Annotated in this window: 14 protein-coding genes; 7 read left to right on the plus strand and 7 right to left on the minus strand. The window is 71.2% G+C overall.

Annotated elements, in window-relative coordinates; all coding sequences use genetic code 11:
• Window positions 1-14 precede the first annotated feature (14 nt).
• The gene (locus FB047_RS09050) at window positions 15-701 is read right to left on the minus strand and encodes an HAD family hydrolase (RefSeq protein WP_136586829.1); all 687 of its coding nucleotides are present in this window, start codon (window positions 699-701) and stop codon (window positions 15-17) included.
• Window positions 702-816: 115 nt separating this feature from the next.
• On the opposite strand from FB047_RS09050, the gene FB047_RS09055 reads away from it, so the two are divergent.
• Window positions 817-1,440, plus strand: coding sequence for an amino acid deaminase (locus tag FB047_RS09055; protein WP_240752687.1), 624 nt, complete (start codon window positions 817-819; stop codon window positions 1,438-1,440).
• 16 nt (window positions 1,441-1,456) lie between these two features.
• Here FB047_RS09055 and FB047_RS09060 read toward each other — a convergent pair whose 3' ends face one another.
• The gene (locus FB047_RS09060; RefSeq protein WP_240752688.1) at window positions 1,457-2,935 is read right to left on the minus strand and encodes a helix-turn-helix transcriptional regulator; all 1,479 of its coding nucleotides are present in this window, start codon (window positions 2,933-2,935) and stop codon (window positions 1,457-1,459) included.
• Between the two features lie 129 nt (window positions 2,936-3,064).
• Here FB047_RS09060 and aceA point away from each other — a divergent pair, with 129 nt between their 5' ends.
• Both aceA and aceB read left to right on the plus strand, forming a co-directional pair.
• Window positions 3,065-4,381: an isocitrate lyase gene (gene aceA, locus FB047_RS09065; RefSeq protein ID WP_136586830.1), complete on the plus strand. Its 1,317-nt coding sequence runs from the start codon at window positions 3,065-3,067 to the stop codon at window positions 4,379-4,381.
• Window positions 4,382-4,760: 379 nt separating this feature from the next.
• Window positions 4,761-6,380, plus strand: coding sequence for a malate synthase A (aceB, locus tag FB047_RS09070; protein ID WP_136586912.1), 1,620 nt, complete (start codon window positions 4,761-4,763; stop codon window positions 6,378-6,380).
• A 63-nt stretch (window positions 6,381-6,443) separates the two neighbouring features.
• Here aceB and FB047_RS09075 read toward each other — a convergent pair whose 3' ends face one another.
• On the minus strand, window positions 6,444-7,739 hold the full coding sequence (locus FB047_RS09075) for a chloride channel protein (RefSeq protein WP_136586831.1): 1,296 nt from the start codon (window positions 7,737-7,739) through the stop codon (window positions 6,444-6,446).
• A gap of 55 nt (window positions 7,740-7,794) precedes the next feature.
• On the opposite strand from FB047_RS09075, the gene FB047_RS09080 reads away from it, so the two are divergent.
• The 3 genes from FB047_RS09080 to FB047_RS09090 all read left to right on the plus strand — a co-directional run bounded on the left by FB047_RS09080 (window position 7,795) and on the right by FB047_RS09090 (window position 10,382).
• Window positions 7,795-8,109 (plus strand): hypothetical protein, encoded by a 315-nt coding sequence (locus FB047_RS09080; RefSeq protein ID WP_136586832.1) that lies wholly within the window; start codon window positions 7,795-7,797, stop codon window positions 8,107-8,109.
• A 48-nt stretch (window positions 8,110-8,157) separates the two neighbouring features.
• A complete protein-coding gene (locus FB047_RS09085; protein ID WP_136586833.1) occupies window positions 8,158-9,357 on the plus strand; it encodes a pyridoxal phosphate-dependent aminotransferase in 1,200 nt (399 codons plus the stop codon).
• A gap of 311 nt (window positions 9,358-9,668) precedes the next feature.
• Entirely contained in the window at window positions 9,669-10,382 is a 714-nt protein-coding gene (locus tag FB047_RS09090) for a PDDEXK family nuclease (RefSeq protein ID WP_167494190.1), read from the plus strand.
• A 71-nt stretch (window positions 10,383-10,453) separates the two neighbouring features.
• On the opposite strand, the gene FB047_RS09095 is transcribed toward FB047_RS09090, so the two are convergent.
• The 4 genes from FB047_RS09095 to FB047_RS09110 form a co-directional block, all read right to left on the minus strand.
• Entirely contained in the window at window positions 10,454-11,590 is a 1,137-nt protein-coding gene (locus FB047_RS09095; RefSeq protein WP_136586835.1) for a UDP-N-acetylmuramate dehydrogenase, read from the minus strand.
• Complete coding sequence (locus tag FB047_RS09100) at window positions 11,590-11,994, minus strand: MaoC/PaaZ C-terminal domain-containing protein (protein ID WP_136586836.1); 405 nt, start codon at window positions 11,992-11,994, stop codon at window positions 11,590-11,592. Before FB047_RS09100 ends, FB047_RS09095 begins: the two co-directional genes overlap by 1 nt.
• The gene (locus FB047_RS09105; RefSeq protein WP_136586837.1) at window positions 11,991-12,440 is read right to left on the minus strand and encodes an FAS1-like dehydratase domain-containing protein; all 450 of its coding nucleotides are present in this window, start codon (window positions 12,438-12,440) and stop codon (window positions 11,991-11,993) included. The genes FB047_RS09100 and FB047_RS09105 overlap by 4 nt, the downstream gene beginning before the upstream one ends.
• Before the next feature lie 81 nt (window positions 12,441-12,521).
• The gene (locus FB047_RS09110) at window positions 12,522-13,313 is read right to left on the minus strand and encodes a sulfite exporter TauE/SafE family protein (RefSeq protein WP_136586913.1); all 792 of its coding nucleotides are present in this window, start codon (window positions 13,311-13,313) and stop codon (window positions 12,522-12,524) included.
• 335 nt (window positions 13,314-13,648) lie between these two features.
• Here FB047_RS09110 and FB047_RS09115 point away from each other — a divergent pair, with 335 nt between their 5' ends.
• Window positions 13,649-14,284 (plus strand): NADPH-dependent F420 reductase, encoded by a 636-nt coding sequence (locus FB047_RS09115; RefSeq protein ID WP_136586838.1) that lies wholly within the window; start codon window positions 13,649-13,651, stop codon window positions 14,282-14,284.
• The last annotated feature ends 77 nt before the right edge of the window (window positions 14,285-14,361 follow it).

Here is a 14,361-nt window from a genome sequence, read left to right on the forward strand (position 1 = left end):
GGGTCGGGTGGGATTCAGGCGGGGGTGGAGGACGTGCGAGCGGGGGGAGCGTCGACGCGGGCGGCGGCGACCCAGGCGGCGACCGCCGGCAGGAGCTCGTCGAGAGTGTCGGCGCGGAAGGTGGGACGGGCGGCGGGGTCGATGTAGCCGCCGACGAGCGCGGTCGCGTGGCCGCGGGCGTGCGCGGGAGCGAGGTCGTTGCGCCAGACGTCGCCGATCGCGAGCACCGCGACGCCGTCCCCGAGGTCGTCGAGCAGCGCGTCGAGACCGGCGGGCTTGGCGGCGTCGGTGACCACGCGGTCGAAGAGGCCGTTCAGCCCCATCGCGGCCAGGGCGTGGTCGAGGCGTGTGGCGGGGGCGTTCGTCACGAGCAGTCGTTCGGCGTCGGTGGCGGCGAGGAACGCGGCGAGTCCGGGGGCGGTCGACACGGGGGCGTCGGCGCCGCCCAGTCGGGTTCGACTGTCGGCGTACGCCGCGGCGAGGGCAGCCTCGCCCACGCCCGCGTCGAGGGACAGGCGCCGGACGACGTCGTAGCCGTCGATGACGTCGTCGGCGGGGGCGGCGAGACGGGCGGCGACCGAGGAGACGAACGCCTCGGCGGATGCCGTGTGGGCGGCGACGGCGCGGGCGTAGGCCAGCAGCGGGCCGTCGCCGAGGGCGACGGTACCGTCGAAGTCGAAGATGAGGACGGGGCGGGGCACGGGGAGAACTCCTGTCGTGGACGTTGCGTCCATGATGGGCTCTAAATGTGGACGCAATGTCCACATTCCGTGAACGTCGTGTAAACGATGCGACCGCGCGTCGTAGCGTGGAGGGGTGACCTCGACCGCCGCCCTCGACGACGCCGCCGCCCGCGCCCTCGACGACCCCGCCGCCGCGTTCGCGTCGCTGCCGTGGCTCGCGGCATCCCTCGCCGACGACGCCGCCGCGGGCCGCTTCGCCGCCTGGGGGCGATCGACGGTGATCGATGAGAACGTCGGCGAGGCGGTCATCCCCCGCCCCCTGTTCGACGAGCTGCACGAGCGGGCCGGCCTCGAGGCGACCTGGCCGGTCGGCAACGCCGGGCTGCTGCACGTCTACGGGTATCTGCTCTCGACGACACCCACGCCCTACGGACTGAAGCGCGAGCGCTGGCTCTCGGGCGAGCTGGAGCGCGCGTGCGGCCTCGAGAAGGGTGCCTTGCTGCCGTGGTCCGTCGGCGGGACGCTGCTGTCCCGGGTCACCGCCGCCGCGGCATCCCTGCTCTCCCGCCCCGACGCGATCGAACAGGTCGTCGCCGACCGCCGGACGCGAACCGCCCTCGGCGCCGCGGGGCCCGACGGCACCGCCGCTCTGGCCTACGCCGTCGACGGGCTGATCGTCACGATGTTCCCCGTGGCCGATGCCGCGGCCGTGCGCTCCAGCCTCGGAGCGCCGCGGCTGAGGTGGAACGCGGCCTGAGCGAGGGGGCCCGGACTCACTCCCGCGGCGCGTGCGCCTCCAGGAACTCGTACATCTCCGTCGTGTCGACCCCCGGGAACGACCCCGTCGGCAGGGTCGCGAGCAGCGTCCGCGGTGTCCGCACGTTCGGCCACGCCTGCCCGCGCCACTCGGCCTCGAGGTCCGCGGGAGCTCGTCGGCAGCACGCCTCGACCGCGTGCCGCGACACCGCCCGGTTGGTCGTGTCGCGCCCGCGGAACCATCGTGTGTCGTCGAAGCGCACGCCCACGCTCACCGAGTGCGCGCCCTCGCTCGACTGCTCCACACGGGCGGTGCACCAGTAGGTGCCGTTGCCGGTGTCGGTGTACTGGTAGTACGGGTTGAACAGGTCGTCCTCGTCGAAGACCACGCGACTCGTCCAGCGCCGGCAGCACATCTGCCCCTCGATCGAGCCGAGCCGGTCGGTGGGGAAGTTCACGTCGTCGTTCTCGTACGCCTTCGTGATGGTGCCCGACTCGTGCACTTTCAAGAAGTGCACCGGGATGCCGAGGTGCACGGTCGCGAGGTTCGTGAAGCGGTGCGCGGCCGTCTCGTACGACACCGAGTAGGCGTCACGGAGGTCTTCGATGCTGAGCGCGCGCCGCCCCTTCGCCTCGCGCAAGGCCGGGACGACGTGCGCCTCGGGCATGAGCAGGGCCCCGGTGAGGTAGTTCGTCTCGACGCGCTGACGCAGGAACTCGTCGTAGCTCGTCGGCTCGCCGTGGCCGAGCATGCGGCTCGACAGCGCCTGGAGCACCGCCGCGCGCGGGTCGCCCTTCGCGACCTTCGTCGAGAGGTACAGCCGGCCGTTCTTCACGTCGGCGATGCTCCGCGTCGACGAGGGGAGGTCGGGCACGTAGTGCAGCGTGAACCCGAGGTGCGCGGCGATGTCGCTCGCCCCGCGCTGCGTGAGGGGCCCACCGGGGTGCGCGATCGCGGTGAGCATCTCGGATGCCACGCGCTCGAGCTCCGGAAAGTGGTTGTCCTGCGTGCGCATGAGCCGGCGCAGGGCCACGTTCGCCCGGCGCGCCTCCTCGGGTGTCGCCGAGCGCTCCTCGCGCAGGCGTTCGATCTCGGCCTGCAGCGCGAGCATCGCGGCGAGCGCCTCGTCGGGCACGGACCGGCCGACGCGGAAGGGGGCGATGCCGAGGGCCTGGAACGTCTGCCCGCGCATGGCGCGTTCGACCGACAGCTCGAGGGTGGCGCGGGCGTCGAGGGGCTCGGCATCCAGGATCTGATCGAGCGTGCACCCGAGGGCCCGCGCGATCGCCTGCAGCAGCGTGAGCTTCGCCTCGCGACGGCCGTTCTCGATCATCGACATCTGACTCGGCGCGCGCCCCACCGCGGCGGCGAGGTCGTCGAGGGTCAGGCCGCGCGCGGTGCGCAGCTGCCGGATGCGCCGACCGATGGTGAGGGTGTCCACCTCCTCATGGTCGAGCGGGATCGATGCCGAGGGCAGGGAGACGCCGGTGTCCATACCGGGAGGATCTCACGAGAACGGAAGATCGGTCGATCTTCACATCGGAAATCCCGTTCGAGCGGGTGGATCTTCGCCGACAGTGGTCTCCACGGGGCACCGACGCCCCGTCACCCGAAGGAGGACGACATGACGATCCAGGCCACCCCCGCCCAGCAGCCCCTGCGCCCCGGCGACCAGACCGAGACCGCCGATGAGATCCGCGCCGCGTGGGAGTCCGACCCGCGCTGGGACGGCATCGAGCGGACCTACACCGCCGAAGACGTCGTCCGCCTCCGCGGAAGCGTCCGCGAGGAGTCCACCCTCGCCCGCCGCGGAGCCGAGAACCTGTGGAACCTCCTCCACACCGAGGACTACATCCGGGCCCTCGGCGCCTACACCGGAGGACAGGCCGTGCAGCAGGTGCGCGCCGGACTCAAGGCCATCTACCTCAGCGGTTGGCAGGTCGCTGCCGACGGCAACCTCGCGGGTCAGACCTACCCCGACCAGAGCCTCTACCCCGCCAACAGCGTTCCCGCGGTCGTCCGCCGCATCAACAACGCGCTGCTCCGGCAGGACCAGATCGAGCGCGCCGAGGGAGAGATCACGCAGGACTGGCTCGCCCCCATCGTCGCCGACGCCGAGGCCGGCTTCGGCGGTCCCCTGAACGCCTACGAGCTCGCGCAGTCGCTGATCGCGGCGGGGGCGGCCGGCATCCACTGGGAAGACCAACTCGCGAGCGAGAAGAAGTGCGGACACCTCGGCGGGAAGGTGCTCGTTCCGATCCAGCAGCACATCCGCACGCTCAACGCCGCGCGCCTGGCCGCCGACGTCGCGGGAGTGCCGACGGTCATCATCGCCCGCACCGACGCCCTGGCCGCCGACCTGCTGACCAGCGACGTCGACCCGCGGGATGCCGAGTTCCTCACCGGCGAGCGCACGACCGAGGGCTTCTACCGCGTGCGACCGGGACTCGACTCGGTCATCGCGCGCGGCCTGGCCTTCGCCCCCTACGCCGACCTGCTGTGGGTGGAGACCGGGGAGCCCGACATCGAGCTCGCCCGCGCCTTCGCCGAGGCGATCCACGCCCGCTACCCGGGCAAGAAGCTCGCCTACAACTGCTCGCCGAGCTTCAACTGGAAGCGCCACCTCGACGACGAGCAGATCGCCACGTTCCAGGCCGACCTGGCCGCCCTCGGCTACGCCTTCCAGTTCATCACGCTGGCCGGTTTCCACGCCGTGAACCACTCGATGTTCGACCTCGCCCGCGGCTACGCCGAGCGCGCCATGAGCGCGTACGTCGAGCTGCAGGAGGCCGAGTTCGCCGCCGAAGCCCAGGGGTACACCGCCACGCGCCACCAGCGCGAAGCGGGTACCGGCTACTTCGACGTCGTCTCGACCGCGCTCAACCCCGACAGCGCCACCCTCGCCCTGGCCGGCTCCACCGAGACGGCCCAGTTCCACTGACCCCCGGCGACCCCGCCGCTCCGCCCCGCCCCGCCCCGCGCGAGAACCTCGTCCCACTTATCGCGGACCTCGTCCCACTTATGGCCACCTGAGCCACCCTCAACCAGCCATTTGTGGGACAAGGTCCGCAAGCGGCCCCTCCCGCCGCACCTCCCTTTCCGCCGCGCACACCGACAGCCCGTCCCCGTTATGACGGAGCTCGTCCCCCATATGGCCGGTCAAGCCACCCCCGACCAGCCATAAGTGGGACAAGGTTCGCGGGGCGAGGGGCACCGCGCGACACAGACAGAAAGCCACGACCATGACCCTCATCACCTCTCCCCCGCCCACCACCGCGACCCCGCCGAGCGGTAGCCGCACCGACGCCGAAGGATCCCGGATGCCGAACGCCCCGGCATCCGCATCCGCCCCGCACCTGCGCCTCGAGCGCCCCCTCGAAGGACGCGACGGCGAGATCCTCACCCCCGCCGCGGTCGCCTTCCTCACCGAGCTCCACGACCGCTTCGCGCGGCGCCGGCACGACCGGCTCGCCGCCCGCGAGCGCCGGCGCTTCGAGATCGGCACGGGCGACGACCCGCACTTCCGCGCCGACACCGCGCACATCCGTGACGACCCGTCGTGGCGCGTGGCGGGCGCGGGCCCGGGCCTCGAGGACCGCCGCGTCGAGATCACCGGACCCACCGACCCGAAGATGACCATCAACGCGCTGAACTCCGGCGCGCGGGTGTGGCTGGCCGACCAGGAGGATGCCACCAGCCCCACCTGGCGGAACGTCATCGGCGGACAGATCTCGCTGTTCGACGCGATCCGCGGTCAGCTGTCGTTCACGAGCCCCGAGGGCAAGCGCTACGAGGTGACCGCCGAGCGCACGCCCACGATCGTGATGCGCCCGCGCGGCTGGCACCTGCCCGAGAAGCACGTGACGTTCATCGATCGCGCGGGGCGCGAGCTGGCGGCATCCGGTTCCCTCGTCGACTACGGGCTGTACGTCTTCCACAACGCGCACGCCCTGATCGCGGCGGGTCGGGGTCCGTACTTCTACCTGCCGAAGATCGAGTCCGCCGAAGAAGCGCGACTGTGGGACGACGTGTTCTCGTTCACCGAGCAGCGCCTCGGCCTCGCGCACGGCACGATCCGCGCGACCGTGCTGATCGAGACCCTGCCCGCGGCGTTCGAGATGGAGGAGATCCTCTTCGCCCTGCGCGACCACTGCGCGGGTCTGAACGCCGGCCGCTGGGACTACATCTTCTCGATCATCAAGACCTACCGCGGGCGCGGCGCCCGCTTCGTGCTCCCCGACCGCAGCGAGGTCACGATGACCGTGCCGTTCATGCGGGCGTACACCGAGCTGCTCGTGCAGACCTGCCACAAGCGGGGCGCGTACGCGATCGGCGGCATGAGCGCCTTCATCCCCAACCGTCGCAAGCCCGAGGTGACCGAGGCCGCGTTCGAGAAGGTCGCCGCCGACAAGAGGCGCGAGGCCGGAGACGGCTTCGACGGCACGTGGGTGGCCCACCCCGACCTCATCCCGGTGGCGCGCGCCGAGTTCGACGCGGTGCTCGGAGACCGCGAGAACCAGCTCGAGCGCACCCGCGACGAGGTGTCGATCGACCCCCGCCAGCTGCTCGACGTGCGCATCGGCCTGCCCGTGACCACGGCGGGCGTGCGCGGCAACGTGTCGGTGGCCATCCGCTACCTCGAGGCGTGGCTGCGGGGAATGGGCGCCGTCGCGATCGACGACCTCATGGAAGACGCGGCGACCGCCGAGATCTCGCGCTCGCAGATCTGGCAGTGGATCCACCAGGACCGCGAGACCGCCGAGGGCACCGCGATCACGCGTCCGTTCGTCGAGGGCCTGGTCGACGACGTCCTCGCCGAGACCCCGCGCTTCGACGGCGACCGCTTCGACGACGCGGCCGAGGTGTTCCGCGAGGTGGCGCTGCGTCCGGAGTTCCCGGCGTTCCTGACGCTGCCGGCGTACGCGAAGTACCTGGACTGACCGGATGCCGAGAGGGCCGGGGCCACGAGCCCCGGCCCTCTCGCGCGTCTCGACGACGGGCGTCTACTGCCGGCCGGGGTCCACGGGGGCGAAGGGCCGCAGGCTCTCGCGAGAGGTGAGCTTGGATGCCGCGAGCGAACCCGCGACGGCGAGGAAGAGCGGCAGCAGCAGCTCGAAGCCGGTGTCGGTGAACTCGATGATGAGGGCGATCGCCGTGAACGGCGCCCGCATGTTGGATGCCAGGAACGCCCCCGCCGCGACGATCGCGAGCGCCGTGCCGTCGGCTCCGGGCCAGACGAACGCCCACCCGGCCGCCGCCGCCGCACCGAGCGCCGCGCCGATCGCGACCGAGGGCTGCAGCGTTCCGCCGATCGCGCCGGAACCCAGCGACAGCGCGGTCGCGACGTACTTCAGCACGGCGAGCGCGAGCAGCAGCAGCGCCGGCTGCGACAGATCGAACCCGGCCGTGGCCAGGGCCCGGCCGTTGCCGAGGATGAGCGGGAAGGCCGCCCCGACTGCACCCACCGCCGTGAACGTCAGCGGCAGCACGACCAGCAGCTTCCACCCCTCGGGACGGAAGCGCGCGAGCTTCTTCGTCACCGCGGCGAAGCTCGTCGCGCCCCACCCCATCAGCGGGCCGATGAGGATCGCGGCGACGATCAGCGACGCGTTGACCTCGAGCGACCCGACCGAGTACAGCGAACCGTCGCCCACGAGCGGACGGGCCACCAGGGTCGCGATCGTGCTGACGCTCAACGCCACCACCGCCGCTCCCACGCTGAACTGCGCGAGGAGGATCTCGACGGCGAACAGGGCACCGGCCAGCGGCACGTTGTAGACCGCGGCGAGACCCGCGCCCGCGGCCGAGGCGATCAGGATGCGGCACCACCGCGCGTCGAGCCCGAACCAGCGCACGACCTTCGAGCTCGCCATCGCCGAGAGCTCGCGCGGAGCGACCTCTTTGCCGATCGAGGCGCCCATCGCGACCGAACCCACCTGCAGCACGGTGTCGGCGAGCGTCTCCCACCACGGCATCCGGGCCCCATCGACGCCCTGCTCGACCGTGGCGATCTTCCGGCCGAACCGGCGCAGCAGATACCAGCCGAGAGCGGCGACCACGCCCGCCCCACCCACCGTGGCGATGGGCAGCCACCACTGCTCCGGGTAGGCCAGGCCGTCGAGGAACGGCCCCTCCTCGTGCCCCCAGACGAGGTGCTCGAGGCTGTGCACGATCCACACCAGCAGCAGCACGGCCAGACCCGTCGTCACACCGACGAGGAGGGTGGCGATCCCCAGACGGACGAGAGCGGCGAATCCCCGACGTCGCGAGCGCAGCGGGGTGGCGGTCTGAGCGGTCACCCCGCCACGCTAATGGACCCGTGTTTCGTGTTTCGACCGGCGGTAGCCTGACCGCATGACGCCGCCGTCCCCCACCGTCCGCCGGCCCGCCGACGTCCTCGGCATCATCGCGACCTGCGTCGCGGGTGTGCTCGTCGTGCCGACGCTCGGGGTGTACCTGCTCGGGCTCATCCCCGAGATGAACGCGATCTGGTGGCTCGGCATCATCCTGCTGCCGCTGCTCTTCCTCGACGGGATCGTGGTCGTCCTCCTCGCGATCGTCGGTCTCGTGGTCGCCGCGCGTCGGGCCGGTCGACGCGCGTGGTCGGTGATCGCGCTGGCGCTCGGCATCCTGATGCTCGTCCCGGCGCTGCTGATCCTCGTGCCCTGACCGTCATGTCCCTCGGCGGAAAAGCCCGGGAACACTAGGCTCGGAACCGTGACTTCCCGCGCCCCGCTCTCCCGCAAGCTGTCCGCCATCGCCGAGTCCGCGACCCTCAAGGTCGACGCCAAGGCCAAGGCCCTCCAGGCCGCCGGCCGACCCGTCATCTCGTACGCGGCCGGCGAGCCCGACTTCGCCACCCCGTCGTTCATCGTGGATGCCGCAGCGAAGGCGCTGCAGGACCCGAAGAACTACCGCTACACCCCCGCCGCCGGTCTCCCCGTGCTGCGCGAGGCGATCGCCGCCAAGACGCGGCGTGACTCCGGCCTCGAGGTCGCGCCCTCGCAGGTCATCGTGACCAACGGCGGCAAGCAGTCGGTGTACCAGGCGTTCCAGACCGTGGTGAACCCCGGCGACGAGGTGCTGCTGCCCGCGCCGTACTGGACCACCTACCCCGAGGCGATCGAGCTCGCCGACGGCACGCCCGTCGAGGTGTTCGCCGGCGCCGACCAGGACTACAAGGTCACCGTCGCCCAGCTCGAGGCCGCCCGCACCGACAAGACCACCGTGCTCGTCTTCGTGTCGCCGTCGAACCCGACCGGCTCGGTCTACACGCCCGAGGAGACCGCCGAGATCGGCCGCTGGGCGCTCGAGCACGGCATCTGGATCATCACCGACGAGATCTACCAGAACCTCACCTACGAGGGTGCGCGCGCCGTCTCGATCGTCGAGGCCGTGCCCGAGCTCGCAGAGCAGACCATCCTCGTCAACGGCGTCGCGAAGACCTACGCCATGACCGGATGGCGCGTGGGTTGGATGGTGGGACCGGCGGATGCCATGAAGCTCGCCGGCAACCTGCAGTCGCACCTGACGAGCAACGTCAACAACATCGCGCAGCTCGCCGCCGCCGAGGCGCTGAACGGCCCGCAGGACGAGGCCGAGCAGTTCCGCCTCGCCTTCGACCGCCGCCGGAAGCTGATCGTGTCAGAGCTGTCGAAGATCGAGGGCGTCCAGGTGCCGAACCCCCTCGGTGCGTTCTACGTGTATCCCGACGTGCAGGGCCTGCTGAACCGCTCGTGGGACGGAGTGACGCCGACGACCTCGCTCGAGCTCGCCGACCTCATCCTCGAGAAGGCCGAGGTGGCCGTGGTCCCCGGCGAGGCGTTCGGCCCGAGCGGATACCTCCGCCTGTCGTACGCCCTGGGCGACGACCAGCTGCTCGAGGGCATCCAGCGCCTCCAGCGCCTGTTCGCCTGACCCCCTCGCGCGAGTCGCCAAGAACTGTCGCCTTCGGGGCCTCCCGAGCGACAGTTCTTGGCGACTCGTGCGTGCGCGGAGAGCGGCTGGGGATAAGTCCGCGAGGGGATGCCGGCGGTGCGGCACGATCGGGGATGCCGACGCGCGCACGACTCGAAGGACCCACTGCTGCATTCACGGTCGTGGAGGGCGCAGCGCACGGACTCACGCCGAGCACGTTGCGCTCGATGTCGTGGTCGGCCCCTCACCGTGGCATCCGGATCGCTCCTGACGCGTCGGAACGAGAACGCCTGGCGGCGCTCCTGCGGACGATGCCGCGTCACGCCTTCGTCTGCGGAGCGAGCGCTGCCGTCCTGCACGGTCTTCCTCTCCCCGGGCCTGTGGAGGCGCGGGCGCGGGAGCGCCCCCTCGTGGGCGTGCCCGCCGGCGCCAACCGCATCCGGCGTCCGGGCATCGTCGGCCGCTCGCTCCTGGTCGCCTTCGGAGACCTCGTCGAGGTCGACGGCATCCGGTGCACGTCACCGCTTCGCACGTGGGCGGAACTCGCCGAGACGCTCAGCGTCGCGCAGCTGACCGCCGTCGCCGACCGGCTCATCTCCCGTCGGGCTCCCCTCGCGACGCGAGAGGATCTGGAGAGAACACACCGGCGGTTCCTCGGCGGACGCGGGTCGAAGCGTCGTCGCCTCGCGGTCGACTTCGCCGACGACGGGTCCGAGTCGCCGAAGGAATCCGAGCTCAGAGTCCTGCTGATCATGGCGGGGCTCCCCGCGCCGGAGACCAACGTCGAGATCTACGACGGTTCACGTTTCGTCGCGAGGGTGGATCTGCTCTACCGGTTCGCGCGCCAGATCATCGAGTACGACGGCGATCACCATCGCGATCCCGATCAGTGGAGCCGTGATCAGATGCGACGCGCGGAACGGGAATCCCTCGGATACCGCATGACGGTCGTGACCCGCCGCGACTTCGACGACCCGATCGCGCTCGTCGCGCGCATCCGCCGTCTGCTCGCGGCATCCGCGTGAGATGCCAGAATCTGTCGCTTCGGAGGTTGGTCAGGCGACAGATCTTGGCGACTCACGCGGGAGGGGACGGGCTACAGCTCGACGTTCACCAGGACGGGCTCGGGCTGCAGCAGCAGGCCGAACTCGGACTGCACGCGCTGCTGCACGAAGCGGGCGAGCTGGGCGATCTCGGCGGCGGTCGCCTCGCCCCGGTTCGTGAGCGCGAGGGTGTGCTTGGTCGACAGCCCGGCGCGCGAGCGCGGGAAGCGGAATCCTCGCGACAGCCCCGCGTTCTCGATGAGCCAGGCGGCGCTCACCTTGACCTGCCGGTTCTCGACCGGAGGAGGCGGGACGATGCCGTCGAACGCGGCGAGCGGGATCACGGTCACCGGGTCGACCGCGGGCCCCATCGGCCACTTCGGGCACTCCGCGGGAAGCGTGCGCGCGAACGACTCGGACACGATCGCGTTCTGGAAGAACGAGCCGGCACTCCAGGTGTCGGGGTCTTCGGCGTCGAGCACCATGCCCTTGCGAGCGCGGGTGGCGAGGACGTGGTCGCGGATCCACCGCAGCGAGACGGCCTCGTCGGGCTCGAGCCCGAGGGCCCCGCGAAGCTGCTCCCCCGCGATCGGACGCTCTCCGGATCCGACGCGCTCCAGCTCGAGCGTCACCGACAGGATGACGGCGGACCGCTCCGGCACCGAGCCGTAGTGCTGCTTGAGCACCGACGTGCGGAAACCGAGTCCGAGATCGGATGCCGCGACGCGCGACACCTCGCCGGTGAACTCGTCGACGAGCTCGACCTCGACGAGGGTCTGCACGATCTCCTGCCCGTAGGCGCCGACGTTCTGCACCGGGGCTGCGCCCACCGTGCCGGGGATGCCCGACATCGCCTCGATCCCGGCGTATCCGCGCGCCACGGTCTCGGCGACGAGGGCGTCCCAGTCGTGGCCGGCCTGCACCCGCAGGAGCACGGTGTCGGGGCGGGTGCTGGGGAACTCTTCGATCCCGGAGGTGCGCACGCGGATCACGGTGCCCTCGAACGGCTCGTCGCCGACGAAGAGGTTCGATCCGCCCCCGAGCACGAACCACGCCCCACCGTCGGACCACACGTCGCGCAACGTCGCGACGAGCTCATCGGTCGTGGTCGCCTCGACCAGGCGCGCGGGGGTCCCGCCGGTGCGGAGGGTCGTCAGCTGCGCGAGCGGGACGGGATCGACGTCGGGCATCAGGACAGCCGCACCCGCACCTGCGCCTTGCCGAGCACAGTGGTCTCCGCGAACGTCACGGTCAGGTCGATGCGCGCCGTCTCGTCGTCGACGGCTCCGACCTTGGCGCTGACGTGCAGGTCGGCTCCCGTCTCGGGGTCGACGACGACCGGTCGCGTGAACCGCACGCCGTACTCGAGGATGCGGCCCGGGTCGCCGAGCGCCTCGGCGAGCGCGCCGACGGCGATGCCCATCGTCAGCATGCCGTGCGCGAGGACGCCGGGCAGGCCCACCGCGGCCGCGACGTCGTCGCGGTAGTGGATCGGGTTGAAGTCGCCCGAGGCCCCGGCGTAGCGCACCAGCGACTCGCGCGTGAGGTGAACCGAACGCTCGGCGATCACGTCGCCCACGGTGAACGCGCTCATGCGCCGGCCTCCCCCGCGAGCAGGACGCTCGTCGTCGTCACGACGTGGGCGCCGGCGGCATCCACGATCTCGGCTTCGCTGGTGATCATCGCGTTGCCGCCCATCGAACGGATGCCGGTGACCGACAGGGTCGCGACGAGCTCGTCGCCCGCCACGATCGGGCGGGAGTAGCGGAAGCGCTGCTCGGCGTGAACGAGACGCGACAGCTCGATGCCGGAGTCGGGGTCGCCGAGCAGCTGCTGGAGCGTGAGATCCTGCACGACCATCGCGAAGGTCGGCGGGGCCACGACGTCGGCGTAGCCGAGCGCGCGGGCGGCCTCGGGGTCGCTGTGCTGCGGGGCGTCGGCGAAGACGGCGCGGGCGAACTCGCGCACCTTCTCTCGGCCGACCAGGTAGGGAGCGGTCGGCGGGAAGGCACGACCGACGAGTTCGGGGTTCACGGGCACCGGGTCAGTCTACCGAGCGGTCCCGCGCCGCCCCCTCGCGAAGCGGCGCCCGCCGAACCGGGTCACCTCACCGCGTGGGGCTCAGCGCTGCCGGCGGCCACGCACAGCCTTGACCGCGATCTGCCAGGCGATGAAGACGAGGAAGATCGAGAACAGCACGTTCGCCACGAACGGGTCGACGGCTTTCGCGATCTGGGCGCCGAGAGCGGTCGTCGCGCACGCGGCGACGCCGACGCACAGGGCCGCGGGCAGATCGACGTTGGACCGCCGCAGGTTGCCGATGGTCCCCGACACGGCGGTGGGGATCATCATGAGCAGCGACGTGCCCTTGGCCACGAGATCGCTCGTGCCGAACAGCAGCAACAGCGCCGGCACGACGATGATGCCGCCGCCCACCCCGAGCAGTCCCGCCAGGATGCCGGTGATCACGCCCAGCAGCGCCAGCCCCGGTCCCGTGATCCAGGTGAGTTCGAGCTCGGCGTCGCGCGAGGGGATGACGAAGTACAGGCTCACGATCACCGCGACGAGGAAGACCACGAACGACCAGCGCAACGCCGTCTGCGACAGCTTGGGCAGGAGCCACGTGCCGATCTGCGCGCCGCCGACCGCGCCGACCGCGAGGATGAGCGCCGGCAACCACGCGACGTGCCCGTCGACGGCGTAGGTGATGACCCCGACGGATGCCGTGGGCACGATCGCCGCGAGCGAGGTCCCCGCCGCGAGGCGCTGGTCGTATCCCAGCAACAGGACGAGCAGGGGCACGATGACGGTGCCGCCACCGACCCCGAAGAGCCCGGACATGAGCCCGGCCAGCAGGCCGACCGCGATGCACACCAGGTACAGACGAGCGGAGCGGGTGGGGCGGCCGGTCACGGCGGGGCGGGTCTCGGAAGGCACGACGTCCAGTCTCCCACCGGCGGAACGACGCACCGCGCTCACCCGATCCCCGTCCGGAAAAGAAAGCGGCCCCCGGTGGTCCGAAGCCGCGTCCACCGGGGGCCGTCGCCCTCACAGGTCAAGCAGGACGGTGACCCGAACACCGGACTGCGACCACTCGCGTGAGGGTGCGACAGGATCACGATAAGCACCGCCGGCTTCCGACCCGTACCGGTTGACACTGATTACTAGACCTGCTAACTATTTATGACGCTGAACTCTTGGTAGCGCTCCCGGGAATGCCGCGTCGCCCCCCTCGGTTGCTCCTGCTCATGACAACCGTAGGAATCATCGGAGCAGGAAACATCGGTTCGGCCCTCGCGAAGGGCTTCGCGCAGAACGGCTACGACGTCGTGATCGCGAACTCCCGCGGGCCCGAGACCCTGAGCGACCTGGTCGCCGAGGTCGGCGACAAGGCCCGCGCGGCGACCGCGCGCGAGGCGGCCGAGGCCGGCGACATCGTCGTCGTGACCGTGCCCCTCAAGGCGATCGACGACCTTCCCGCCGCCGAGCTCGCCGGCAAGACCGTGCTCGACACGAACAACTACTACTTCGAGCGCGACGGCCACATCGCCGAGCTCGACGAGAAGAAGACCACGACCTCCGAGATGCTGCAGAAGCGCCTCCCGGAGTCGGTCGTCGTGAAGGCGTTCAACCACATCCCGGCCGCCGACATCCTCACCGACGGCAGCCCCGCCGGCAGCGACGATCGTCGCGCCCTCGCCACCGCGGGCGACTCCGACGACGCCGTCGCCCTCGTGACGCGCATCTACGACGAGTTCGGCTTCGACACCGTCAACGTCGGACCGCTCAGCGAGAGCTGGCGTGTCGAGCGTGACCAGCCCGCCTACGTCGTGCGCCAGAACGCCGCCGAGCTGACGCAGAACCTGGCCCGCGCCGAGCGCTGACCCCATCCCGCGTGAGGTGCCGATTTTCGTCGCTTCGGGGTACCCGCAAGCGACAAGAACTGGCACCTCACGCGAAT

Origin of the sequence: Microbacterium hydrothermale (genome assembly GCF_004854025.1) — a bacterium.
In the GTDB taxonomy this organism is placed as follows: domain Bacteria; phylum Actinomycetota; class Actinomycetes; order Actinomycetales; family Microbacteriaceae; genus Microbacterium; species Microbacterium hydrothermale.

Coding starts and splice junctions, on each gene's coding strand:
- aceA (WP_136586830.1), top strand. CDS start 3,065: ATGACGATCCAGGCCACCCCCGCCCAGCAGCCCCTGCGCCCCGGCGAC.
- FB047_RS09060 (WP_240752688.1), bottom strand. CDS start 2,935: ATGGACACCGGCGTCTCCCTGCCCTCGGCATCGATCCCGCTCGACCAT.
- FB047_RS09080 (WP_136586832.1), top strand. CDS start 7,795: ATGACGCCGCCGTCCCCCACCGTCCGCCGGCCCGCCGACGTCCTCGGC.
- FB047_RS09100 (WP_136586836.1), bottom strand. CDS start 11,994: ATGAGCGCGTTCACCGTGGGCGACGTGATCGCCGAGCGTTCGGTTCAC.
- FB047_RS09115 (WP_136586838.1), top strand. CDS start 13,649: ATGACAACCGTAGGAATCATCGGAGCAGGAAACATCGGTTCGGCCCTC.
- FB047_RS09090 (WP_167494190.1), top strand. CDS start 9,669: ATGCCGCGTCACGCCTTCGTCTGCGGAGCGAGCGCTGCCGTCCTGCAC.
- aceB (WP_136586912.1), top strand. CDS start 4,761: ATGCCGAACGCCCCGGCATCCGCATCCGCCCCGCACCTGCGCCTCGAG.
- FB047_RS09095 (WP_136586835.1), bottom strand. CDS start 11,590: ATGCCCGACGTCGATCCCGTCCCGCTCGCGCAGCTGACGACCCTCCGC.